At 62.4% G+C, this 23,559-nt stretch carries 20 protein-coding genes; 16 read left to right on the top strand and 4 right to left on the bottom strand.

The features are described 5' to 3' along the window. Positions 1-3: 3 nt before the first annotated feature. From V8J63_RS04250 to V8J63_RS04230, 4 genes are all read right to left on the bottom strand, one after another. Positions 4-1,197 (bottom strand): GAF domain-containing sensor histidine kinase, encoded by a 1,194-nt coding sequence (locus V8J63_RS04250; RefSeq protein WP_336463630.1) that lies wholly within the window; start codon positions 1,195-1,197, stop codon positions 4-6. Positions 1,198-1,324: 127 nt separating this feature from the next. After that, the gene (locus V8J63_RS04245; RefSeq protein WP_336463629.1) at positions 1,325-3,493 is read right to left on the bottom strand and encodes a TonB-dependent siderophore receptor; all 2,169 of its coding nucleotides are present in this window, start codon (positions 3,491-3,493) and stop codon (positions 1,325-1,327) included. Positions 3,494-3,763: 270 nt separating this feature from the next. Continuing rightward, a complete protein-coding gene (gene yghU, locus V8J63_RS04235; RefSeq protein WP_125927445.1) occupies positions 3,764-4,603 on the bottom strand; it encodes a glutathione-dependent disulfide-bond oxidoreductase in 840 nt (279 codons plus the stop codon). Between the two features lie 230 nt (positions 4,604-4,833). Then, complete coding sequence (locus V8J63_RS04230; protein ID WP_336463628.1) at positions 4,834-5,337, bottom strand: cupin; 504 nt, start codon at positions 5,335-5,337, stop codon at positions 4,834-4,836. Positions 5,338-5,517: 180 nt separating this feature from the next. Here V8J63_RS04230 and V8J63_RS04225 point away from each other — a divergent pair, with 180 nt between their 5' ends. The 16 genes from V8J63_RS04225 (at position 5,518) to V8J63_RS04150 (ending at position 23,523) form a co-directional block, all read left to right on the top strand. After that, positions 5,518-7,305: a thiamine pyrophosphate-requiring protein gene (locus V8J63_RS04225; RefSeq protein WP_041478664.1), complete on the top strand. Its 1,788-nt coding sequence runs from the start codon at positions 5,518-5,520 to the stop codon at positions 7,303-7,305. Positions 7,306-7,315: 10 nt separating this feature from the next. Further along, positions 7,316-8,053 carry a DUF72 domain-containing protein gene (locus V8J63_RS04220; RefSeq protein WP_336463627.1) on the top strand — a complete coding sequence of 246 codons (738 nt, stop codon included), beginning with the start codon at positions 7,316-7,318 and terminating at the stop codon, positions 8,051-8,053. Between the two features lie 74 nt (positions 8,054-8,127). Then, positions 8,128-9,015 (top strand): Dyp-type peroxidase, encoded by an 888-nt coding sequence (locus tag V8J63_RS04215; protein ID WP_336463626.1) that lies wholly within the window; start codon positions 8,128-8,130, stop codon positions 9,013-9,015. Between the two features lie 9 nt (positions 9,016-9,024). Continuing rightward, complete coding sequence (locus V8J63_RS04210; RefSeq protein WP_336463625.1) at positions 9,025-9,990, top strand: Gfo/Idh/MocA family protein; 966 nt, start codon at positions 9,025-9,027, stop codon at positions 9,988-9,990. Between the two features lie 214 nt (positions 9,991-10,204). Then, positions 10,205-10,957: a GntR family transcriptional regulator gene (locus V8J63_RS04205; protein ID WP_130887973.1), complete on the top strand. Its 753-nt coding sequence runs from the start codon at positions 10,205-10,207 to the stop codon at positions 10,955-10,957. Then, a complete protein-coding gene (locus V8J63_RS04200; protein ID WP_336463624.1) occupies positions 10,954-12,684 on the top strand; it encodes a fumarate reductase/succinate dehydrogenase flavoprotein subunit in 1,731 nt (576 codons plus the stop codon). The genes V8J63_RS04205 and V8J63_RS04200 overlap by 4 nt, the downstream gene beginning before the upstream one ends. Positions 12,685-12,711: 27 nt before the next feature. Further along, positions 12,712-12,957, top strand: coding sequence for a 4Fe-4S dicluster domain-containing protein (locus V8J63_RS04195; RefSeq protein WP_007959413.1), 246 nt, complete (start codon positions 12,712-12,714; stop codon positions 12,955-12,957). A gap of 232 nt (positions 12,958-13,189) precedes the next feature. After that, complete coding sequence (locus V8J63_RS04190) at positions 13,190-14,593, top strand: ABC transporter substrate-binding protein (RefSeq protein WP_130887094.1); 1,404 nt, start codon at positions 13,190-13,192, stop codon at positions 14,591-14,593. A 216-nt stretch (positions 14,594-14,809) separates the two neighbouring features. Beyond that, positions 14,810-15,589 carry an ABC transporter permease gene (locus V8J63_RS04185; RefSeq protein ID WP_024012709.1) on the top strand — a complete coding sequence of 260 codons (780 nt, stop codon included), beginning with the start codon at positions 14,810-14,812 and terminating at the stop codon, positions 15,587-15,589. After that, the gene (locus tag V8J63_RS04180; protein WP_336463623.1) at positions 15,589-16,437 is read left to right on the top strand and encodes an ABC transporter ATP-binding protein; all 849 of its coding nucleotides are present in this window, start codon (positions 15,589-15,591) and stop codon (positions 16,435-16,437) included. The genes V8J63_RS04185 and V8J63_RS04180 overlap by 1 nt, the downstream gene beginning before the upstream one ends. After that, on the top strand, positions 16,434-17,396 hold the full coding sequence (locus V8J63_RS04175) for a HEAT repeat domain-containing protein (RefSeq protein WP_130887096.1): 963 nt from the start codon (positions 16,434-16,436) through the stop codon (positions 17,394-17,396). The genes V8J63_RS04180 and V8J63_RS04175 overlap by 4 nt, the downstream gene beginning before the upstream one ends. Beyond that, complete coding sequence (locus V8J63_RS04170; RefSeq protein ID WP_130887097.1) at positions 17,393-17,671, top strand: DUF971 domain-containing protein; 279 nt, start codon at positions 17,393-17,395, stop codon at positions 17,669-17,671. The genes V8J63_RS04175 and V8J63_RS04170 overlap by 4 nt, the downstream gene beginning before the upstream one ends. Before the next feature lie 122 nt (positions 17,672-17,793). Continuing rightward, positions 17,794-18,411 (top strand): transcriptional repressor LexA, encoded by a 618-nt coding sequence (gene lexA / locus V8J63_RS04165; RefSeq protein ID WP_076563218.1) that lies wholly within the window; start codon positions 17,794-17,796, stop codon positions 18,409-18,411. After that, complete coding sequence (imuA, locus tag V8J63_RS04160) at positions 18,411-19,028, top strand: translesion DNA synthesis-associated protein ImuA (RefSeq protein ID WP_041478676.1); 618 nt, start codon at positions 18,411-18,413, stop codon at positions 19,026-19,028. Before lexA ends, imuA begins: the two co-directional genes overlap by 1 nt. Positions 19,029-19,033: 5 nt before the next feature. Beyond that, on the top strand, positions 19,034-20,449 hold the full coding sequence (locus tag V8J63_RS04155; protein ID WP_130926618.1) for a Y-family DNA polymerase: 1,416 nt from the start codon (positions 19,034-19,036) through the stop codon (positions 20,447-20,449). After that, positions 20,446-23,523, top strand: a complete 3,078-nt coding sequence (locus V8J63_RS04150) for an error-prone DNA polymerase (RefSeq protein WP_336463622.1) — start codon at positions 20,446-20,448, stop codon at positions 23,521-23,523. The genes V8J63_RS04155 and V8J63_RS04150 overlap by 4 nt, the downstream gene beginning before the upstream one ends. Positions 23,524-23,559: the final 36 nt, after the last annotated feature.

The raw sequence follows: 23,559 nt of genomic DNA, 5'->3' as shown, positions 1-23,559 counted from the left end.
CGCTCAGACCCACTTGAAGCGGGCAGGGAAGCGCGCGACAAAACAGGTGCCCGTTTCACGGTCGGATGTCACGCTCAAGGTGCCGTTGTGCGCATTGGCAATCTGCCCGGCGATGTACAAGCCCAGTCCCAACCCTTCATGACGCTGGCCTGCTTCGGAACGGGAAAACGGTTCGAACAGCAGCGGCATCAGCGCAGGCGGGATCGGCGTGCCCTGATTGGTCAACGAAATAACGATTTCGTCGCCCTCGGCAAAGGCTTTGAGCACGATCGGTTCGGCGGTGGAGCCGTGGGTCACGGCGTTGCCCAGCAGATTCGACAACAACTGGCTGATCCGCAGCGGGTCGCAATAGACCCCGGCCGGCACCTCCAGCGAATCGATAAACTTCGCCTGCGGGTAGGCCACCTGGATTTCTTCCAGGGTCTGGCGCAGCGTTTGCTGCAAGTCATCGACCAGTTTGCGCTGTACCGGGATGCCACTGCCGAGCCGACCCCGAGCGAAGTCGAGGATGTTTTCGATCAGCACGCCCATGCGCACCGAGCTGGTGCGAATCGCCGACAGCAGCGTGCGCGAGCGCTTGTCCTCGACTTTGCTGTCCAGCAGATCGGCACTCATGCGGATGGCACTGAGTGGCGTGCGCAAGTCATGGCCCAGAACGGCGATGAACTGCTCGCGCAGACGGCCCATTTCGTTGGCATCGGCCAGCGCGGTTTTGGTCGCGTGCAAATGGCCTTGGGTATCCAGGCTCATCGCAATCAGTTGGGCGAAGAGGGTGAGGGTCTTTTCGATGGCCGGGTCGTCAAGGTTCGCCGGCACCGAATCAATGGCGCACAGCGTGCCGAAGAAATCGCCATCGGCCTTGATGATCGGAATGGAGATGTAGCTTTCCAGACCGTAGGTTTTCGGCGTGTGGTGCGTGGAGAACAGCGGGTGCTGGCTGGCATGGCCGAAGATCACCGGCTGATGGTGCTGACGGATCTCATGACAAATCGTCGATTCCAGCACCAGTTCGCCGCCGGGCAACAGGCCGAAGTCAATCGAATCATCCACGGCGCAGGCGATCCACTTGCTCTCGGTGACCCGCGCTACGGCGGCGAAGCGCATACCGGTGATGTGCTTGACCATGCTCAGGATCACCGGCACAGCGTCAATGCTGCCGATGGCCTGGAGGTCGGAGGAGAAATCTGTCTGGGGCATGGCCGGTGCTTCGCGAAAGTGTCGCCAGAGACTATCGGTAATTGCCGGCCTTGCCTAATGAACCTGCAAAAAAGGGCACCGGGAAAACTCCCGGCGCCCTGTGTGGTGCTTGCTGAGCGCTATCGCCTCAGAACTTGTACTTGGCCGTCATCATGTAGCTGCGCGGGGTGCCGTAGTTATCGGTCGAGCCCCAGGTCACGTCGGTGCCGATCGAGGAATAGTACTTGCGGTCAAAGATGTTGTTGGCGTTGACCTGCAGGTCGAGGTGCTTGTTGACCTCGTAACCGGCCATCAGGTCGGTGACCGCGTAGCCGCCCTGTTCGAGGCGATAGCTGCCGCCGTTGGCCAGAGCGATGTCGTTGTACATGCGGCTCTGCCAGTAGACGTTGCCGCCCACGCGCAGTTTTTCCAGCGGGCCTTTGAAGCGATACACGGTGGAGACCTTGAACAGGTGCTCGGGCATGTCGGTGTCGAATTTCTGGTTATTGTTGGCCGGGTTTTCGTCCTTGATGTAGTGGGCGCGGGTGTAGGTGTAGCCGGCGCCGACTTGCCATTGCTCGGTCAGTGCACCTTGCAGTTCCATGTCCACGCCTTGGGCGCGAACCTTGCCAGAGGTTTCGTAGCAGGTCAGTTCCGGGCAGCCGAGCTGGGTCGCCGCCTGGGTGGCGCGGTTGGTCTGGTCCATCTGGAACACCGCCACGCTGCCGTTCAGCGCGCCGTCGAAATATTCGCCCTTGATACCGACTTCGTAGTTTTCACCGACGATCGGCTCAAGCACTTTGCCGCCGAGGTCCTTCTGGGTTTGCGGGGTGAAGATGTCGGTGTAGCTGGCGTAGACCGAGTGATGGTCATCGAGTTTGTAGATCAGGCCGGCGTAACGGGTCAGGTTGCGGGTGACTTTGAAGTCGCCGTCGGCGCTGCGATCGTCGTAGTCATACCAGTCCAGACGACTGCCGAGGATCAACGTCAGCGGGTCGGCCAGGCTCAAGCGCGTGGTCAGGTAAACCGCGTCCTGAGTGGTGACGTTGCGCGATTTGCCGCTACGCACGAAGTCAGGTTTTGGCGCGGCGATCGGCAGGCCGGTGTCGTAGGGCGCGTATTCCTTGGTGGTGGCGTCGTACACCCGATTGCTGGCGCCGACTACCAGTTCGTGGGTACGGCCGAACGCTTCGAACGGGCCGCTGGCGAAACCATCGAAGGCGCGTTGCTTGTCGGTGTGGTGCGATTGGTAGGCGGTGGTTTCCAGCGGGCCGTCGTAGCGCGACAAATACGTGCCGGAGAATTCGCCTTCGGTTGTCGAAGTGGAACCGCCGAGGTGCAGTTTCCAGTCGTTGTCGAAACGGTGTTCGACTTCACCGAATACGGTGTCGACTTGCAGCTTGCGGTTTTCCCAGTCGGTGCCCGGGTAAGTGGAGCGGGGCAGGTCGAGGTGGTGGCCGTCTTCGCCGATCGGCAGGCCGCCCCAGAAATAGTTGGTCTGATCGTTCTGCCGGGAGAAACCGAGGGTCGCCGTGGTGCTGTCGCTCAGGTCGGCTTCACCGATGGCGTAGAACAGGCCGTGATCGTTTTCTTCCTTGTCGCGAAAACTGTCGGCGCCCTGATACGACGTCACCACCCGGCCACGCAGGGTGCCGCTGTCGTTCAGCGGGCTGGAGGCGTCGACTTCGCCACGGTAGTCATCCCAGCTGCCGGCGGCGCCGGTGAGGGTCACGCGCTGATCAGCGGTCGGGCGTTTGCGCACCATGTTGATCGCCGCCGACGGGTTGCCGGCACCGGTGACCAGGCCGGTTGCGCCACGTACGATTTCCACTCGGTCGAACATCGCCAGGTTCGGTTGCACGGCCAAAGTGAACGGCGAATACGAGCTGGGCAGGCCGTCGTACATGATGTTGTCGATGTCGAAACCGCGCGCCTTGTAAGTCTGCCGGCCCGGGCCGCTGGCCTCGCTGAGGAACAGCCCCGGCGTGCCACGCACCACGTCGTTGACGCTGGTCATGTTCTGGTCGTCCATGCGCTGGCGAGTGATCACCGTCACCGCCTGCGGCGTTTCGCGCATGGTCAGCGACAGCTTGGTCGCGGTCTGCATCGGGCCGGTGGTGTAGGACTGCGTGTCTTCGGTGGTGCTGCTCATCTGCGTAGCGCCGATTTCGGTCGCTTGCAGTTCCAGCGGGCCATTGGTGGGCGCAGTGGCTGCGGTTTCTTCAGCCAACGCAGGAGCGATGCTGGCCATGCCGATGGCGATTGCGAGGAGGTTAGGTGAAAGGTTCGAGCGGCGGTGAATGGTGTGAAACGACATCTATCTGCTTCCCCAAGATTTACCCAAACGAAACTAATGCGAGTGCATGTAAGAATTATTCGCATTAGTATGTCGGAAGTTTCCGGGGGAATAAACCCGTACGAGTCAGTTAGTTAATGATTTTTTCACAATTGGATTCGATGGCCTTCGGACGCAAATGTGGGAGCGAGCCTGCTCGCGAAGGCGGTGTGTCATTCAACAGATGCGTTGTCTGATACTCCGCTTTCGCGAGCAGGCTCGCTCCCACAGGGTTATGCGGTTTTTTTGAAATCAGTCCAGATCCTTCGCCTCATGCCGCTCCGGCACCTGACTGTCTTCATCACCCCAGGTGCGATTCACTCGCTGCCCACGCATGACCGCTGGCCGCTTGGCGATTGCTTCGGCCCAGCGCTGCACATGGGTGTATTCATGCGCCGCGAGAAATTCCGCCGCCGAGTAAACGTTGTTGCGCACCAGTTGCCCGTACCAGGGCCACACGGCGATGTCGGCGATGGTGTAATCGTCGCCGGCCAGATAGGTGTTGTCGGCGAGACGGCGGTTGAGCACATCCAGTTGCCGTTTGGCTTCCATGGTGAAGCGGTTGATCGGATATTCGAGCTTCTCCGGCGCATACGCGTAGAAGTGCCCGAAGCCGCCGCCCAGATACGGCGCCGAGCCCATTTGCCAGAACAGCCAGTTGAGGGTTTCGGTACGACCGGCCGGATCCTTGGGCAGCAAGGCGCCGAACTTTTCCGCCAGATACAGCAGGATCGAACCGGACTCGAACACCCGGATCGGCGGCTCGACGCTGCAATCCAGCAGCGCCGGGATTTTCGAATTCGGGTTGACCTCGACAAAACCGCTGGAGAACTGATCGCCCTCGCCAATGCGGATCAGCCACGCGTCGTATTCGGCCTCGCTGTGGCCGAGTGCGAGCAGCTCTTCGAGCATGATGGTGACTTTCACACCGTTGGGCGTGGCCAGCGAATACAGTTGCAGCGGATGCTTGCCGACCGGCAGTTCCTTATCGTGGGTCGGCCCGGCGATCGGCCGGTTGATGCTGGCGAAGTGGCCGCCGGAAGGGGCTTCGTGTTTCCAGACCTTGGGCGGAACGTAAGACGCATTGCTCATGAAACGGACCTCGTCGATGCTGGGAGAGAACAGGTAGACACCGTAGGGAAAATTTCCGGCGGGTGCCAGCGGTGAGTGCGGTTATTCATATTGAATGATGCAAACCGATCTGCCGCCTTCGCGAGCAGGCTCGCTCCCACAGGGGTATGTATTGGACAGAGAAACAGGGTTCACCCGTATTCATTGTGGGAGCGAGCCTGCTCGCGAAAGCGTCGGCAGTGTCGCCGCGCCTAACGGCTCCAATACCGCCCAACCGCACCCCCGAGTCCCTGCACCGGATCTGTCTCAGGAAACGCCAGCCCCTCGATCCGCGCCAACTGCGCACCACTTGGCGCGGCCCGGCAAATATCCGCCTGCTGCCCCGGCGGATAAGCACCCACCACCAGAAAATCCTCACTCGATCCCAGATTGCAGTGCCCGGTCCCCGCCGGCAGCAACAGTACATCACCGGCGCTGACGTCGACGGCTTGCCCGTCAGGCCCGCCCAACATCAACCGCGCCTGACCGGCCGCCACGCCAAGCACTTCGTGGCCTTCAGTGTGATAGTGGTGATAGTCATAAATGCCGTAGCGCCACTGCGCCGGCCAGCCATTGGCACCGAACGTTTGCTCGAAGCGTGCCGCCGGATCGTCGCCTTCAACGGCAATCGCGCTGCGGTAGATCAGCACTGGCAGACGCGGATTGTTCGGCACCCAGTCATTGCGTTGAAGCAGCAGGGTTTGTACTTCAGTCATGGCCCATCCTCCTTTGATCATTTCTCAATCGACCACAGAGCAGGGCGCACGCCTCAAAAAATCATTGCCGCGCAAACAAGGTGCCTGAGCCCATGCCCGTGCAATCCAGCGAAACTTCATCGCGCACCGGGCTGTCCAGACCCTTACATGTCCATGCAGCGGTAAATGGCGAGGGTCAAGATGACGATGACAGTTGGTGATTTTCTGGTTGAGCGGCTCAGCGAATGGGGCGTGACGCGGATTTTTGGCTATCCGGGGGATGGCATCAACGGCGTGTTCGGCGCCATGAGCCGGGCCAAAGGCAAGATCGAATTCGTTCAGGCACGGCACGAGGAAATGGCTGCGTTCATGGCCTCGGCCCACGCCAAGTTCACCGGCGAGCTGGGCGTGTGCATCGCCACCTCGGGTCCCGGCGCCTCGCACCTGATCACCGGCCTCTACGACGCGCGCATGGATCACATGCCGGTGCTGGCCATTGTCGGTCAGCAGGCGCGTACGGCGCTGGGCAGTCACTACCAGCAGGAGCTGGATCTGGTGTCGATGTTCAAGGATGTCGCCGGTGCGTTTGTGCAGCAGGCTTCGGCGCCATCGCAAGTGCGCCATCTGCTTGATCGCGCGGTGCGCACTGCGGTCGGCGAGCGCCGCGTCACCGCGCTGATTCTGCCCAATGACTTGCAGGATCTGCCTTACGAACAACCGGCGCGCGCCCATGGCACCGCGCATTCCGGCGTCGGCTACAGCAAGCCGAAAGTCGTTCCTTATGCCGCCGATCTGCAACGCGCCGCCGAGGTACTGAACAGTGGCGAGAAAGTCGCGATTCTGGTCGGTGCCGGTGCGCTGGAGGCGACCGACCTGGTCATCGCCGTGGCGGAAAAACTCGGCGCGGGCGTCGCCAAGGCGCTGTTGGGCAAAGCAGCGTTACCAGACGATCTGCAGTGGGTCACCGGCAGCATCGGCCTGCTCGGCACCGAGCCCAGCTACAAGCTGATGAGCGAGTGCGACACCTTGCTGATGATCGGTTCGGGCTTCCCGTATTCCGAGTTTCTGCCCAAGGAAGGCCAGGCGCGCGGCGTGCAGATCGACTTGCAGCCGGACATGCTCAGCCTGCGTTATCCGATGGAGGTCAATCTGGTCGGTGATTCAGCGGAAACCCTTGCCGCGTTGCTGCCCTTGCTGGAACAGAAAACCTCGAACAAGTGGCGCAAGAAGATCGAAGGCTGGCGCAGCAGCTGGGAGAAAACCCTGGAAAAACGCGCCATGGCCAAAGCCGATCCAGTCAACCCGCAACGAGTGGTCTACGAGTTGTCTCCGCGTTTGCCCGAGCAGGCGATTATCACCAGCGACTCCGGCTCTTGCGCCAACTGGTTCGCCCGTGACCTGAAAATCCGTCGCGGCATGAAATGCTCGTTGTCCGGTGGCCTGGCCTCGATGGGCGCGGCGGTGCCCTATGCGATCGCGGCGAAATTTGCTTACCCGGAACGCCCGGTCATTGCCCTGGTCGGCGACGGCGCGATGCAGATGAACAACATGGCCGAGCTGATCACTGTCGCCAAATACTGGCGCCAGTGGCAGAGCCCGAAATGGATCTGCGCGGTGTTCAACAATGAAGACCTCAACCAGGTGACCTGGGAGCAGCGGGTGATGGAGGGCGATCCGAAGTTCGAAGCGTCGCAGAGCATCCCGGACGTGCCGTATCATCTGTTCGCGATTTCCATCGGCCTCAAGGGCATTTTCGTTGATCGTGAAGAAGAGGTCGCCGCTGCGTGGGAACAGGCACTCGCCTCGGAAGTGCCGGTGCTGATCGAGTTCAAGACCGACCCGAACGTGCCGCCGCTGCCACCGCACATCAAGCTAGAGCAAGCGAAGAAATTCGCCACGACCCTGCTCAAGGGCGATCCGGACGAAGCCGGGGTGATCGTGCAGACCGCCAAGCAGGTGTTGGGCGCCGTGTTGCCCGGGAAGAAATGACGGTGTGCGCTTGAACGAGTCAACCATCTACATCGGTTGCGCCGGCTGGAGTCTCGGGCGCGAGCACTGGCCGGCATTCCCCGCCGAAGGCACGCACCTGCAACGCTACGCCGCGCGCTTCAACTGTGTGGAAATCAACAGCTCGTTCTATCGCCCGCATCGGCGTCAGACCTACGAGCGCTGGGCCGACTCGGTAGCGCCGGACTTTCGCTTCGCCGTGAAAGTGCCGAAGCTCATCACCCATGAACAGCGGCTGGCGGACAGCGCGGCCGCGCTCGATGAGTTTCTCGGGCAATGCCAGGGCTTGGCTGATCGACTCGGCTGCCTGCTGGTGCAACTGCCACCAAAACTTGCCTTCGATGCGCCGGTGGCCGAGGCGTTTTTTCATGCCCTGCGCGAGCGGTTCAAGGGCAGGGTAGTGCTGGAGCCGCGACACGAATCGTGGATTGAGGCTGAGGCAATGCTGGTGGATTTGCAGATTGCCCAGGCGGTGGTCGATCCCTCGCGGATCAGCACCGACACCGCACCGGGTGGCTGGCAAGGCCTGCAGTATTGGCGCCTGCACGGCTCGCCACGGATTTATCACAGCGCTTATGAAGCGGCCTATCTGCAACAGCTTGCTCAGAACCTGCGGCGCGCGAAGGCCGACGGCAGAGACATCTGGTGCATCTTCGACAACACCGCCAGCGGTGCCGCCACCGCCGATGCGCTGGCTTTGAAGGCGTTGATCGAAGGCGTTGAACGCTGAACGACGACGCTCTCGCCACCCACACAAACGATCCGGCTACAGGTAAACTCCGCGCACTTTTTCAAGGAGTTCACATGAGTTACTACCAGCCGGGCATTCTCGCTACCCCTGTTCCTGCGCAAGCACGTCATCTGTTTTTCGCCCTGGCGTCGGTTGAAGCCTTGCCGCAAGCGATCAACAGCCTGCTGATGCTGGTGGATGGCAAGTCGGCGGTGGTTGGCTTTGGTGAGTCGTTGACCAAGGCGCTGAATGTCGAAATCGCCGGCCTGCGCAGCTTCCCGGCGCTGACCGGCGTTGGCGTGAACAACCCGTCGACCCAGCATGCCCTGTGGATCTGGCTGCATGGTGTTGACCGGGGTGAACTGCTCAACCGTTGCAACGCTATCGAAGCCGCGCTGGCCCCGGCCTTGCGTCTGGTCGAGATGCAGGAAGCCTTCCGCCACATGGACGGCCACGACCTCACCGGTTATGAGGACGGCACGGAAAACCCCCACGATGACGCCGCTGTCGCCGCCGCGCTGCTGAGCAGTGGCGCGGACGGGCTGGTCGGTGGCAGCTTTGCTGCGATCCAGCAGTGGCAGCACGACCTCAAGGGTTTTCATCGCCTGTCTGCCGGCGCCAAGGACGACATCATGGGACGGCGCTTGAGCGATAACGAAGAAATCGACGACGCGCCGATCTCCGCCCACGTCAAACGCACCGCGCAAGAGAGCTTCGCCCCGGAAGCGTTCGTCGTGCGCCGCTCGATGCCGTGGATCGAAGGCGATCGCGCCGGTTTGATGTTCCTCGCTTTCGGTTTCTCGCTGGATGCTTTCGAAGCACAGCTGCGGCGCATGAGCGGCCTGGAGGACGGTATTGCCGATGGCTTGTACCAGATCAGCCGGCCAATCACCGGCGGCTACTACTGGTGCCCGCCGCTCAAGGACGGACGCCTTGATCTGCGCGCGCTGCGCATCGGCTGAGGACTGCCTATGAACGTGGTGCGCTGGGGCATGATTGGTTGCGGCAGTGTCGCTGAACGCAAGAGCGGGCCGGCCTTCTACAAGGCGCCCGGTTCGGCACTGGTCGCAGTGATGGGCCGACGCCTCGAAGCGGTGACTGACTACGCCGCGCGCCACGGCATCAGCCGCGTCTATACCGATGTCGATGCGCTGATCAACGATCCCGAAGTGGACGCGGTGTACATCGCCACACCGCCCGACAGCCACCACGCCTACAGCCTTAAAGTCGCCGCCGCCGGCAAGCATTGCTGCGTGGAAAAGCCCATGGCACTCAACGCCGGGCAAAGCCGCGAGATGCAGCAAGCGTTTGCCGCTGCCGGTCTGCACTTGTTCGTCTCCTATTACCGCCGCTCGCTGCCGCGCTTCGCTCAGGTGCGGCAATGGCTGGAGGAGGGGCGCATTGGTGATGTTCGCCATCTGAGCTGGACACTGACCAAAGCGCCGTCGCCGGCTGATCTTGAGGGTCGCGATAATTGGCGCACCGACCCGGCGGTGGCGGGCGGCGGCTACTTTGCCGACCTGGCCAGCCATGGCCTGGACCTGTTTCAGTATCTGCTTGGCGACATCGTTGAGGTCGCCGGTTTCACCGCGCGTCAGGCGGGTCTGTACGCGGCGGAAGATGCGGTCAGCGCCACGTGGCGGTTCGCTTCCGGAGCGCTGGGCATGGGCTGCTGGAACTTTGTTGCGGACCGGCGCGAGGATCGGGTCGAGATCATCGGCAGCAAAGGGCGCATCGGGTTTTCGGTGTTTGACGAGCATCCGGTGCAGCTGGATGCCGATGAGCAGATCAGCCTGGAGATCGCTCATCACGAGCATATTCAGTGGCATCACGTGCTGGGGATGAATGCGCATATTCGGGGTGATTCACAGCATCCCGCCGTGGCCGAGCAAGCCGTCAAGACCGATTGGGTAATGGACGAGATCCTCAAACGCTGAATAGCTCACGATCCCCTGTGGGAGCGAGCCTGCTCGCGAAAGCGGTGTGTCAGTCACGGAGGTATTGACTGACAGAATGCTTTCGCGAGCAGGCTCGCTCCCACAGGTCTTCCGGCGCAACGCGCATCTAAGGTTATGCCCAAACAATATTTCTCAACCTCGTCATAACCTCTCTAAGATCACGTCATAACTCGTTATAACAAGTGATCCCGCGATGACCGATAACGTTCTCTCCCTCAGTAGCGTTCCGCTGCACACCCAACTGCGCGACGTGCTCCGTGCGCGGATTCTCGACGGTGAATACCCGCAAGACAGTCAGATGCCTTCCGAAAGCGAACTCGGTGCGCTGTTCAAAGTCAGCCGCATCACCGTGCGCCAGGCACTCGGTGATCTGCAAAAGGAAGGCCTGATCTTCAAGATCCATGGCAAGGGCACCTTCGTCGCCAAACCGAAAACCTTTCAGAACGTCAGCAGCCTGCAAGGCCTCGCCGAGTCGATGACCGGGCGCGGCTACGAGGTGATCAACCGCCTGCGCAGTTTCAAATTCATTCCGGCCGACAAGCGTGTCGCCGAGCGTCTGCAGGTGGCCGAAGGTGAGATCGTCGCGCAGATCAAACGCGTGCGCCTGATCAACCGCGAGCCTATCTCGCTGGAAATCACCTACCTGCCTAAAACGGTAGGCGAAAGGCTGGAGAAGGCGGATCTGGTCACCCGCGACATCTTTCTGATCCTCGAAAACGACTGCGGCATCGCCCTCGGCCACGCCGATCTGGCCATCGACGCAGTGCTGGCTGACAGCGACCTGACCCAGGCGCTCAACGTCGAAGCGGGCTCGCCGATCATGCGCATCGAGCGCTTGACCCACGATGCCCAAGGCCAGCCGCTGGACTTTGAACACCTTTATTACCGTGGCGATGCGTTCCAGTACCGCCTGCGGATCGACCGGCAAAAAGGGGAGCAGGCATGACCCGCAAAGTTCTAGAACAGGAATACGACATCGTCGTGATTGGCGGCGGTACGGCCGGGCCAATGGCGGCGATCAAGGCCAAGGAGAAGAACCGCGATTTGCGCGTTTTGCTGGTCGACAAGGCCAACGTCAAGCGCAGCGGCGCGATCAGCATGGGCATGGATGGCCTGAACAACGCGATCATTCCCGGCCACTCGACACCGGAGCAGTACACCAAGGAAATCACCATCGCCAATGACGGCATCGTCAATCAGGCGGCGGTCTACGCCTATGCGACGCACAGTTTTGAAACCATCGAACAACTCGACCGCTGGGGCGTGAAGTTCGAGAAAGACGAGACCGGTGACTACGCGGTAAAAAAGGTCCACCACATGGGCGCCTATGTGCTGCCGATGCCGGAAGGGCACGACATCAAGAAAGTCCTGTATCGGCAGTTGAAACGCGCGCGGGTAAGCATCACCAATCGCCTGGTCTGCACGCGGTTGCTGACCGACGAGGAGGGCGCGGTCAACGGTGTGATGGGCTTCGATTGCCGCACCGCCGACTTCCATGTGATCAAGGCCAAAGCGGTGATTCTCGCCTGCGGCGCGGCCGGGCGCCTCGGCCTGCCGTCGTCGGGCTATCTGATGGGCACCTACGAAAACCCGACCAATGCCGGCGACGGCTACGCGATGGCCTATCACGCCGGCGCCGAATTGGCCAATCTCGAGTGCTTCCAGATCAACCCGTTGATCAAGGATTACAACGGCCCGGCTTGCGCGTACGTCACCGGCCCGCTGGGTGGCTACACCGCCAACAACAAGGGCGAACGCTTCATCGAGTGCGACTACTGGAGCGGGCAGATGATGTGGGAATTTCACCAGGAACTGGAAAGCGGCAACGGCCCGGTGTTCCTTAAACTCGATCACCTGGCCGAGGAAACCATCCAGAACATCGAGGAAATCCTGCACAGCAACGAGCGTCCGAGCCGTGGCCAGTTCCACGCCAATCGCGGCACTGACTACCGCACGCAGATGGTCGAAATGCACATTTCGGAAATCGGTTTTTGCAGCGGCCATTCGGCGTCAGGCGTGTGGGTCAACGAGCGTGCCGAGACTTCGGTCAAGGGCTTGTACTCGGCCGGCGACATGGCTGCGGTGCCGCACAATTACATGCTTGGCGCGTTCACTTACGGCTGGTTCGCCGGGTACAACGCCGCGGAGTTTGCCGCCGGCCGCGAGTTTTCCGCACTGGACAGCGAGCAGATCGCCAAGGAACAGGCCCGGGTCTACGCGCCGCTCGATCGCGAACACGGTCTGCCGCCGGCGCAGGTCGAGTACAAGCTGCGGCGCTTCGTCAACGACTACCTGCAACCGCCGAAAGTAACCAAAAAAATGCAGATCGGCCTGCAGCGCTTCAGTGACATCGAGCGCGATCTCGAGCAGATGAAAGCCAACAACGCTCACGAACTGATGCGAGCGATGGAAACCAGCGTGATCCGCGATTGCGCCGAAATGGCCGCCCGCGCTTCGTTGTTCCGCGCCGAAAGCCGCTGGGGCCTGTACCACTATCGCGTCGATCATCCGCAGCGCAACGACGCCGATTGGTTCTGCCACTGCCATCTGAAGAAGGGCGAGGACGGCCAGATGACCAGTTTCAAGAAGGCCGTCGAGCCTTACATCATCCCGCTCGACGCCGAGGAAATGCAGGCCTACGACCGCCTGCGCGTCGGCGCTTTCGCCGCTTGAGACATCATTTTTCAGAGAGTCCGAACCATGGCTTACCAAGCTCAGGAAATCTTCTTCCGCTCCAACGCCCCGGTCACCGTCGACGAGGACAAATGCATCGCGGAAAAGGGCTGCACGGTGTGCGTCGACGTATGCCCGATGGATCTGCTGGCGATCAACCCGGCCACGCAAAAGGCCTACATGGCGTTCGATGAATGCTGGTACTGCATGCCGTGCGAGAAGGATTGCCCGACGGGGGCGGTGAAAGTCGAGATCCCCTATTTATTGCGTTGACCCCAAATCCATTGTGGGAGCGAGCCTGCTCGCGAAAGCAATCGTTCATTCAACAATGATGGTGACTGACCCGCCGCCTTCGCGAGCAGGCTCGCTCCCACGTTGCAATTGTGATTATCCAATAGCCATCCGGTGAACCCCGGACGCTGAATGCAAAACACCCCTCGTTTCCCACCGCGCCCTGATCGCGGCGGAGACGAACTTCAAACCAATGATTCGAGGGGAAACACTCATGTTGCGTGCAGCACTCGCCGGTCTGGTACTGGCTTCATTCACCTTGTCGGCCTCGGCCGAAACCATCCGCATCGCCATCGGCACTCAGGACACCACTATCAACTGCGCCGCCGGCGGCCTGTTGATCCGTGAACTCGGTCTGCTGGAAAAATACCTGCCCCACGATGGAGCCTACAAAGACGCGAAGTACGACGTGCAGTGGAAAAACTTCACCAGTGGCGCGCCGCTGACCAACGAGATGGTCGCCGGCAAACTCGACTTTGGCGCCATGGCCGATTTCCCCGGTGCGTTCAATGGTGTGGCGTTCGAAACGGCGGGCAAGCACAGCCTGTTCATCAGCGTGCTGTCGGGCAGCATCAAGGGCAGCGGCAACGGCATCGTCGTGCCGAGCGCTTCGTCGGTGCAGAGCCTGAGCGAACTCAAGGGCAAGACCATTTCGGTGCCATTCGCCTCGACGGCTCACGGCATGTTGCTGCGCGCCGTGGCAGAGCAGGGCTGGGACCCGCTCAAGGATGTCAACATCATCGCCCAGCCACCGGAAGTCGCTGGCTCGGCATTGCAGGCCGGCAAGATCGACGCTCACGCCGATTTCGTGCCCTTCGCCGAGCTGTTCCCGAGTCGTGGTTTCGCCCGCAAGATCTACGACGGCGCCCAGGCCAACGCGCCGACTTTCCATGGCGCACTGGTGGATCAGGCCTACGCCAAAAAGTATCCGGAAATCGTCGTCGCCTATCTGCGTGCGAGCATCGAAGCCAACCAACTGCTCGCCACCGAACCGGAGAAGTACAGCGAACTGATCGCCAAAGTCACCGGGGTCGATGCCGAGGTCAACTACCTGTTCCACGGCCCGTTGGGCGTGCAGACCCGCGACCTGAGCTGGAAGCCTGAATATCGCCAGGCCGTCGGTACCGCCATCGATACCCTGAAGCTGCTGAAGAAAGCCGATCGCGGGCTCGACCTGAACAGCTTCATCGACGACCAATACATCCGCGCCGCCTTCAAGGCCTCAAACCTTGATTACACCGCGCAACTGGCCAACTACGCGCAGACGCCGTTGCCGGGTGTGGATGCGGCGACGGGCAAAGCCTTCACCGACGTCAGCCATGTCGCGGAAATCTGGGTGCGTGGCGAGGAAAAAGTCCGCCGTTACGGCTCGGCTGAAGCGGCGTTCACCGCGCTGGCGGCGTTGAAGCAGGAGGGCAAGAACATTCGTGCGGTGTATGCGCAGGCCAGCGACAGCGGGATCAAGTTGCTCGCTGAACAGGCGTGGTTTGCCAGCGACGCCAAGGGCCGCCTCAGCGCATTTTTGCTCAAGGGCCAGGCCCAGCAATACGCTGCGGCGCAGGGTGGCAAGGTGTTCGACTTCAGCGATGCCACTGCGCAGGTTGTTGCTGCGCGCTGAAGATCAAAAGCCCCTCACCCTAACCCTCTCCCGGAGGGAGAGGGGACTGACCGAGTTGTTGTTGAGAGATACGCCGACGTGAAGTACCGAGTCGAACTCAGGTCGTGAAAAGCACGCAAATCGGCTCCCTTTCCCCCTCGCCCCCCCTGGGGGAGAGGGCTGGGGTGAGGGGGTAAATCTCGGCCATCACACAGAACCCGAACTGGAAACCGGACTATGAAAACACCGTTGCGCTGGACATCAAGAGCCGCCTCACTGCTGCTCTGCCTGCTCTTCTGGCAACTCGCCGCCAGCCATCACTGGAACCTCGGCCTGGTCACCTTTGCCAACGTGCCGACGCCACTGGCGGTGATCGAAGCCGCGCTGGGCCTGGGCGACTCGGGCAAACTCTGGCAGCACCTGAGCAGCAGCCTCGGCCGCGTCTTCGCCGGTTACGTGGCGGCGTTGATCATCGGCATCGCCCTGGGCCTGGCCATCGGCCGGTCGAAATGGGCTGAAGACATTTTGCTGCCACCACTGGAAGTCCTGCGCCCGATCCCCGCCGTGGCGTGGATTCCGCTGGCGATCCTGATGTTTCCATCCTCGGAATTGTCGATGGTCTTTATCACCTTCACCGGCGCGCTGTTCCCGATCCTGCTCAACACCGTGCACGGCGTCGAAGGCGTCGATCCACGCCTGATCGCCTCGGCAAAAAGCCTCGGAGCAGGGCGCCGGGCGATTCTGCTGGAAGTAATCCTGCCGGGCGCTGCGCCGAGCATCATTACCGGCCTGGCGATCGGCATGGGCACTTCGTGGTTCTGCCTGGTGACGGCGGAAATGATCTCCGGGCAGTTCGGTATCGGTTACTACACATGGGAGTCCTACACCATTCAGAACTACGCCGACATTGTTGTCGGCATGCTCCTGATCGGCGTGTTGGGCATGGGCAGCAGTTGGCTGATCAAACGCTTGGGCGGCTTGTTCACGCCTTGGCATCGACCGCGAGGCAAAGCCTGATGAGCGTCATGCAAACCCCGGAAGGGCGGATCGACATTCGCCAGTTGTCCATCGTCCTCGGCCAGGGCCGCGAAGCCTTCGAAGCGGTGCAGGGCCTCGATTGCCAGATCGAACCCGGCCAGTTCGTGTGCATTCTCGGCCCGTCCGGTTGCGGCAAGTCGACCTTGCTTGGCGCCCTGGCCGGACACTTGAATGCCAGTACCGGCACCCTGAAAGTCGACGGCAGCGCGGTGACCGGCCCGTCGCCGCAGCGCGGCATGGTGTTTCAGCACCACACGCTGTTCCCCTGGCGTACGGTGCGCGACAACGTCGCCTTCGGCCTGAAGATGCGCGGCGTCGGCAAGGCTGAGCGCCGTCGCGCCGCTGACGACATCCTCAAACTGGTCGGCCTCGAAGGCTTCGCCGAGCGCTGGCCGGATCAACTCTCCGGAGGCATGCAGCAGCGGGTGGAGATTGCCCGGGTGCTGGTCAACCGCCCGCGCCTGCTGCTGATGGACGAGCCGTTCGGCGCGCTGGATGCGCTGACCCGCTTGAACATGCAGGAACTGCTGCTGGACATCTGGACGCGCATCCGCACCACCGTGGTTTTCGTCACCCATGACATCGACGAGGCGCTGTTTCTAGCCGATCGTTTGCTGGTAATGAGCGCGCGACCAGGGCGAATCATCGAAGACCTGCGTCTGGACTTTCCACGCCCGCGTACCAGTGAACTGGTGACCAGCCCCGACTTCGCTCGACTGAAACGCCATTGCCTCGACCTGCTGCGCCACGACAACGACCGACCGCTGCCGCGCCTCAATCCGCTCGGCCTGCCTCCTGAAAACCCTTTGCCGCGATTTGCCCTATGACCTCTATTTTTGCTGTGACCGACAACGAAGACATCCTCGCCCTGTATCCGCGCCTGACGGCTGAAGACGCTGGAGTGCGGCGCATTGCCCTGATTGATCTGGCCGATCTGGAGGAATCGGATGGTTTGCTCTGGCTGGTTGATCGACTCCGGCAGGATCCCGCCGAGGACGTCCGCACTGAAGCTGCGCGATTGCTCGAAGCGTGGGAGGATGAGGCGGTCGTGCAAGCCTTGTGTGAAGCGCTGACGGATCCGGCGCTCGCGGTGCAATCGGCGGCGGCGCAGAGTCTGAGCCTGCTCAAGACTGCGGCGGCGGGGCGGGTCATTCTGCCGTGGACCGCACATGCCGATGTCAGTGTGCGCATCGCCGCCTTTCGGGCGTTACGCGAATTGCGCTTCGCCGAGGCCGCGCCGGCTGCCGTCGCCGCGTTGGAGGACACCGATGCCAATGTCCGTCGCGAAGCGGTCGGTGTGCTCGGCTGGCTCAAACAGCTCGACGCGCTGCCAGCTCTGGCGCAACTGGCCAGCGACGACCCGGACACCGAAGTGCGTCGCGCCGCGACGGGTGCGCTGGGTCTGGCCAGTGGCGCCGAAGTATTGCCAGCGTTGCGCCAGGCTTTGCGCGACCCTGCCTGGCAAGTGCGCGAAGAAGCTGCGACCACGCTGGGCAAGGTTGGCCACAGCGACGCCGGCCCGGCCTTGGTCGAAGCGCTGAGCGATGATTACTGGCAAGTGCGCCTGCGCGCCACCCGAAGCCTCGGTCGCTTGCGCTTCGTTCCGGCGCTGGACGCGCTGATCGACACCCTCGGCCACCGCATCAGCAATCTGCGCAAGGAAGCCGCGCTGGCCCTCGGTGAATTGAACGATCGCGGCGCCGTGGCCGCGTTGCAGGCAGCGCAGGACGACGGCGACCCGGAAGTACGCAAAGCCGTGCGCATCGCATTGAGTCAGTTGCAATGAACCCACTGTCGGTGGGCAACTCGCAGAGTGCACGCACGTTGCGCCTGAGCTGGCCGGACGGGCGCGAATCGTTGCTCACGCATGCCGATCTGCGCCGGCAATGCCCATGCTCGCAATGCCGCGCATTTCGCCTGCGCGGCGTCACGCCGCTGGTTGATGATCGCGTGCGCCTGATCGAGGTAAATCCGCAGGGGTATGGCGTGCAACTGGTGTTCAGCGATGGCCATCAACGCGGGATTTACCCGTGGGAGTACCTGGCGCAACTGGGTTCCTGACCTTATCCGATGATCGTTCCCACGCGGAGCGTGGGAACGATCAGATCGCAGCCTTCGGCAGCTGCCTGCGTCGGCATGCGCCGACTGGCGGTTCTTGTCAGGAAATTCCCACAGGAGTACAAATGTACTCCATGACGAACCTGACTCCCCGCCGTACTGCCATTCTGACCTTTATCCGCGATCGCATCGCCGAGCACGGTCAGCCCCCAAGCCTCGCTGAAATCAGCGAGGCTTTTGGTTTTGCCTCGCGCAGCGTGGCGCGCAAGCATGTGCTGGCGCTCACCGAAGCCGGTTTCATTGAGGTCAATCCGCATCAGGCCCGGGGCATTCGCCTGCTCGGTCAGCCACCGCGTCCGGAATTGCTGGAGATCCCCGTACTCGGTCGCGTGGCTGCCGGCGCACCGATTGGCGCCGATGCCGATATCCATAACCGTTTGCTGCTCGACCCGGCGCTGTTCTCCCGCACCCCGGATTACATGCTGCGGGTGCAGGGCGACTCGATGATCGAAGACGGCATTCTCGATGGCGATCTGGTCGGTGTACGGCGCAATCCCGAGGCGCTGAACGGCCAGATCGTCGTTGCGCGTCTGGACGGTGAAGTCACCATCAAACGCTTCGAACGGGTCGGGGATGAAGTGCGCCTGCTGCCGCGCAACCCGGCCTATCAGCCCATCGTTGTGCGTAACGATCAGGATCTGGCCATCGAAGGCGTGTTCTGTGGTCTGGTGAGGCAAGGCTGATGGGTGCCGTCGTTGCGTTGGATACGCTGTTCAATGGCGGCCAGGTCTGGCGCGGCAGGCCTGCGCCACCGGCGGCAAGTCCGCAGCCGACCGGGCATGCGGGACTGGACGCAGCTCTGCCCAGCGGCGGCTGGCCGGAAGCGGCGCTGAGCGAAATCCTTCTCGCCGGCCCCGGTGTCGGCGAGCTGCAACTGGTCTGGCCAACCCTGGCGCGATTGTCCGCGGCCGGTGAGCGCATCGTGCTGGTGGCGCCGCCGTTCGTGCCATACCCGCAGGCCTGGGCCAATGCCGGAGTCGATCTGCGCCAGTTGTCGGTGATTCAGGCCAGCGAGCGCGATGCCTTGTGGGCGGCGGAGCAATGCCTGCGCTCGGGCAGTTGCGGCGCGGTGCTGTGCTGGCCGAACAAGGCCGATGACCGAGCCTTGCGGCGTTTGCAGGTAGCGGCGGAAACCGGCCAGACCCTGGCCTTTGCCTGGCGCCCGTTGAGCGAGGCGGTCAACCCGTCACCGGCAGCGTTACGGATTGCCATCGATGCCAAACCGGCGCAGCTACGTGTGCTCAAGTGCCGTGGCGGGCTGGCGCGGGCGGCGCCGATTGCCTTTGCCGTGGGGCACTGATCGTCATGCGCTGGGTATGTATTCTGTTTCCGCAATTGGCCCTCGATGCCGTGCTGCGTCAGCGGCCCGACCCTGAAGAGCCGCTGGTCCTGCTCAGCGGCCCGGCCCAGCGGCGGGTGCTGCAAGCGGTAAATCCGGCGGCACGCAAACTCGGCCTGCGCCCTGGCATGTCGATGACCGCCGCGCAAGCCATGAGCAAAGGCTTTGCCACCGCCGATTATGAGGTGGCCGAGGTCGAGCACTGGCAGCAGTTTCTCGCCGCGTGGGCCTATCGCTTCAGCGCTCAGGTCAGCGTGCATTACCCGCGTACCGTGGTCTTCGAGATCGAATCCAGCCTCGGACTGTTCGGTACCTGGCCGCAATTTGAAGCTCGCCTGCGCCAGGAATTGAAAGATCTGGGCTTTCGCCATCGAATCGTCGCCGCGCCGAACCCGGTGGCGGCGCGAGTGCTGGCCAATGCCTACGATGGCCTGGTGGTGCCGGACGGCGAGGCTCTGCAGCATCATCTCGGGCAATTGCCGGTCGACCGCGTCGGGCTGGAACCGAATGTCGCTACGGCGTTGTCGCGCATGGGCCTGCGCAATCTCAGCCAGGTGCAAAGCCTGCCACGCCAGGCACTGGCCCGGCGTTTCGAAGCGCAGATGCTCAAGCACTTGGATACGCTGTTCGGCGCACGCCCTCTGGCGCTGGCGTTCTATCTGCCGCCCGACCGTTTCGATATCCGCATCGAACTGAATTTCGACGTGCAATCCCATCAAGCCTTGCTGTTCCCGTTACGGCGCTTGACCGGCGATTTGTCGGCGTTCCTCTGCGGGCGCGACAGCGGTGTGCAGCGCTTCGATTTGCTTCTGGAACACGCCGGGCTGCCGGACACAGTGATCAAGGTCGGCCTGCTCAGCGCCGAGCGTGACGCGGCGATGCTCTTCGAACTGGCCCGTGGCCGGCTGGAGCAAGTCCAGGTCGAAGCACCGGTGCGTGGTTTTCGCTTGCGCGCCGAAGACCTGCCGAGTTTCGTTCCGCAGTATCAGGAGCTGTTCGACGACCGCCCGCAGCAGACCTTGCCCTGGGAGCAATTGCGCGAACGTCTGCGCGCACGGCTGGGTGATGACGCGGTGCAGGGGCTGCGCTTTCAGGCCGATCATCGCCCTGAGTGCGCGTGGCAGAACGCTGCCGATAAACAGCTTTGCACGGGGTTGCCCAGCGTGCAGCGTCCGGGCTGGCTGCTCAACGAACCGCAAAGTGTGCCGGAAGGTTCGGCGCGGATTCTCATGGGGCCAGAGCGCATCGAATCCGGTTGGTGGGACGGTGGCGACGTGCGGCGTGATTACTACCTGATCCAGAACCGCGCCGGTCAGCAGGGTTGGGCCTGGCGGGCGGTGGGTGAGGGCGGTCCGCTGTGGCTGCAAGGCTGGTTCGCATGAGTGCCGATTACGCCGAACTGCATTGCCTGTCGAACTTCAGTTTCCAGCGCGGAGCCTCGAGCGCGCTGGAACTGTTTCAGCGGGCGAAAAAGCACGGCTATCAAGCGCTGGCGATCACCGACGAATGCACCCTGGCCGGCATCGTTCGTGCGTGGCAAGCGGCGAAGTCCGTTGAGTTGCCGTTGATCATCGGCAGCGAGATACGCATCGACAACGGCCCGAAACTGGTGCTGCTGGTGGAAAACCTTGCCGGTTATCAGGCCTTGTGCGGCTTGATCACCCAAGCCCGGCGGCGTACGCAGAAAGGCCAGTATCAGGTGCTGCGCGAAGACTTCGCCGAAGCGCTGCCGGGTTTGCTGGTGTTGTGGGTGCCGGATTCAGTGGATGACCGGGAAGAAGGGCGCTGGCTGAAACGAACCTTCGGCGACCGCCTGTGGCTCACGGTGCAACTGCATCGCGGGCAGAACGATCAGCAGCGACTATCGGCATTGTTGGCTCTGGCGGCTGAGTTGCAGATTCCAGCCGTGGCCAGCGGCGATGTGCACATGCACGCCCGGGGGCGCCGTGCCTTGCAGGACACCATGACCGCGATCCGTCATCACGTCCCCGTGGCCGAAGCGGGTCTGCGCCTGCACCCCAATGGCGAGCGGCATTTGCGTTGCCTCGATGAGCTGCGCGCCCTGTATCCGCCGGACTTGCTCGAAGCGTCGCTAAAACTGGCCAGACGCTGCACCTTCGATCTGAGCGAGCTGCGCTATCAATATCCGAAAGAGCTGGTGCCCGAGGGCCACAGTGCCAGTTCCTGGTTGCGCCATCTGACCGAGGAGGGCATTGCCTGGCGCTGGCCGCAAGGGCCTCAGGCCAAGGTGCTCAAGCAGATCGATGACGAGTTGCAATTGATCGCCGAGCTCGGCTACGAAAGCTACTTCCTCACCGTGCACGACGTGGTGCGCTTTGCCCGCACACAGAAAATCCTCTGTCAAGGCCGTGGTTCGGCAGCCAACTCGGCGGTGTGTTATGCCTTGGGCATCACCGAAATCGACCCGGAGCGCACCACGCTATTGTTCGAACGTTTCATGTCCAAAGAGCGCAACGAGCCGCCGGACATCGATGTCGATTTCGAGCACGAGCGCCGCGAAGAAGTCCTGCAATACGTGTTCAACCGTTACGGCCGGCGGCGTGCGGCGCTGACCGCGGTGGTCAGCACCTATCACGCCACCGGTGCCGTGCGCGATGTGGCCAAGGCCCTCGGCCTGCCGCCGGATCAGATCAACGCGCTGGCCGACTGCTGCGGGCGCTGGAGCGATGAAACGCCGCCGCTGGAACGTTTGCGTGAAGGCGGCTTCGACCCGGATAGTCCGGTGCTGCGCCGGGTGCTGAGCCTGACCGGGCAACTGATCGGCTTCCCCCGGCATCTGTCGCAGCATCCTGGCGGTTTTGTGATTTCCGAGCAGCCGCTGGACACCTTGGTGCCGGTCGAAAACGCGGCGATGGCCGACCGCACCATCATTCAGTGGGACAAGGACGACCTCGATGCGGTCGGCCTGCTCAAGGTGGATATCCTCGCCTTGGGCATGCTCAGTGCGATTCGCCGCTGCTTCGACCTGCTGCGCCGGCATCGTGATCTGAACCTGACGCTCGCGACGATCCCCGCCGAAGACAAACCGACCTACGAAATGATCAGCCGCGCCGATACCGTCGGCGTGTTCCAGATCGAGTCGCGGGCGCAGATGTCGATGCTGCCGCGCCTGAAGCCTAAGACCTTCTACGATCTGGTGATTGAAGTGGCGATCGTCCGGCCCGGGCCGATTCAGGGCGGCATGGTTCATCCGTATCTGCGCCGACGTAATAACGAAGAGGCGGAAACCTATCCATCGCCGGCGCTCGAAGTCGTACTCAAAAGAACCCTGGGCGTGCCGTTGTTCCAGGAACAGGTCATGCAGATCGCCATCGTCGCTGCCGACTATAGCCCCGGCGAGGCCGATCAGTTGCGCCGCTCGATGGCGGCGTGGAAGCGCCATGGCGGACTGGAGCCGCACAAGGAGCGCCTCGCCGCCGGCATGAAAAAGAACGGCTACACACAGGAATTCGCTGCGCAGATCTTCGAGCAGATCAAGGGCTTCGGCAGTTACGGCTTCCCCGAATCCCACGCCGCCAGTTTCGCCTTGCTGACCTACGCCAGTTGCTGGCTCAAGTGTCACGAGCCGGCGGCGTTCGCCTGCGCATTGATCAACAGTTGGCCGATGGGTTTCTATAGCCCCGACCAGATTCTGCAGGACGCGCGGCGGCACCAATTGCAGATCCGTCCGGTGGACGTGCGCGCCAGTGACTGGGATTGCAGCCTCGAGCCGCTGAGTGCCGGGCAACCGGCGATTCGCATGGGCCTGCGCATGATCAAGGGGTTTCGCGAAGAAGATGCCCGGCGCATCGAAGCCGCGCGCCGACACGGGGCGTTTGCCGATGTTGCCGATTTGGGCGAGCGCGCCGCCCTCGACAGTCGTGCGCAGGCCTTGCTGGCAGACTCCGGCGCCTTGCGCGGTCTGGCCGGGCATCGTCATCGTGCGCGTTGGGAAGTGGCTGGGGTGCAGAAACAACTCGGCCTGTTCGCCGGCCTGCCCAACGAAGAAGAAGTCAAAATCGTCCTGCCCAAACCCAGCGTTGGCGAAGACCTGCATGCTGATTACGCCACGGTGGGGACGACGCTGGGGCCGCACCCGTTGGCATTGCTGCGTGGCGAGTTGCAGGCCCGGCGCTGCCGCAGCTCGCGGGAATTGATGGATATCGAACATGGCCGGCCGGTCAGCGTGGCCGGTCTGGTCACCGGCCGACAGCGCCCCGGTACGGCCAGCGGCGTGACGTTCGTGACCCTGGAAGACGAGTTCGGCAACGTCAACGTGGTGGTCTGGCGTGACCTGGCCGAGCGTCAGCGCCAAGTGCTGGTGGGGTCGCAATTGCTCAAGGTCGACGGCCGCTGGGAACGCGAAGGCGATGTGCGCCACCTGATCGCCGGCCGCATGAGCGACCTGAGCCCGCTGCTCAACGGCATTCACGTGCAGAGCCGCGATTTCCACTGACCTTTGTGGGAACGAGCCTGCTCGCGAAAGCGCAGT

The sequence above is a fragment of the Pseudomonas sp. CCNWLW23 genome (genome assembly GCF_037095675.1).
GTDB lineage: Bacteria > Pseudomonadota > Gammaproteobacteria > Pseudomonadales > Pseudomonadaceae > Aquipseudomonas > Aquipseudomonas atacamensis.
This window is presented reverse-complemented; position numbering and strand designations above follow the sequence as displayed.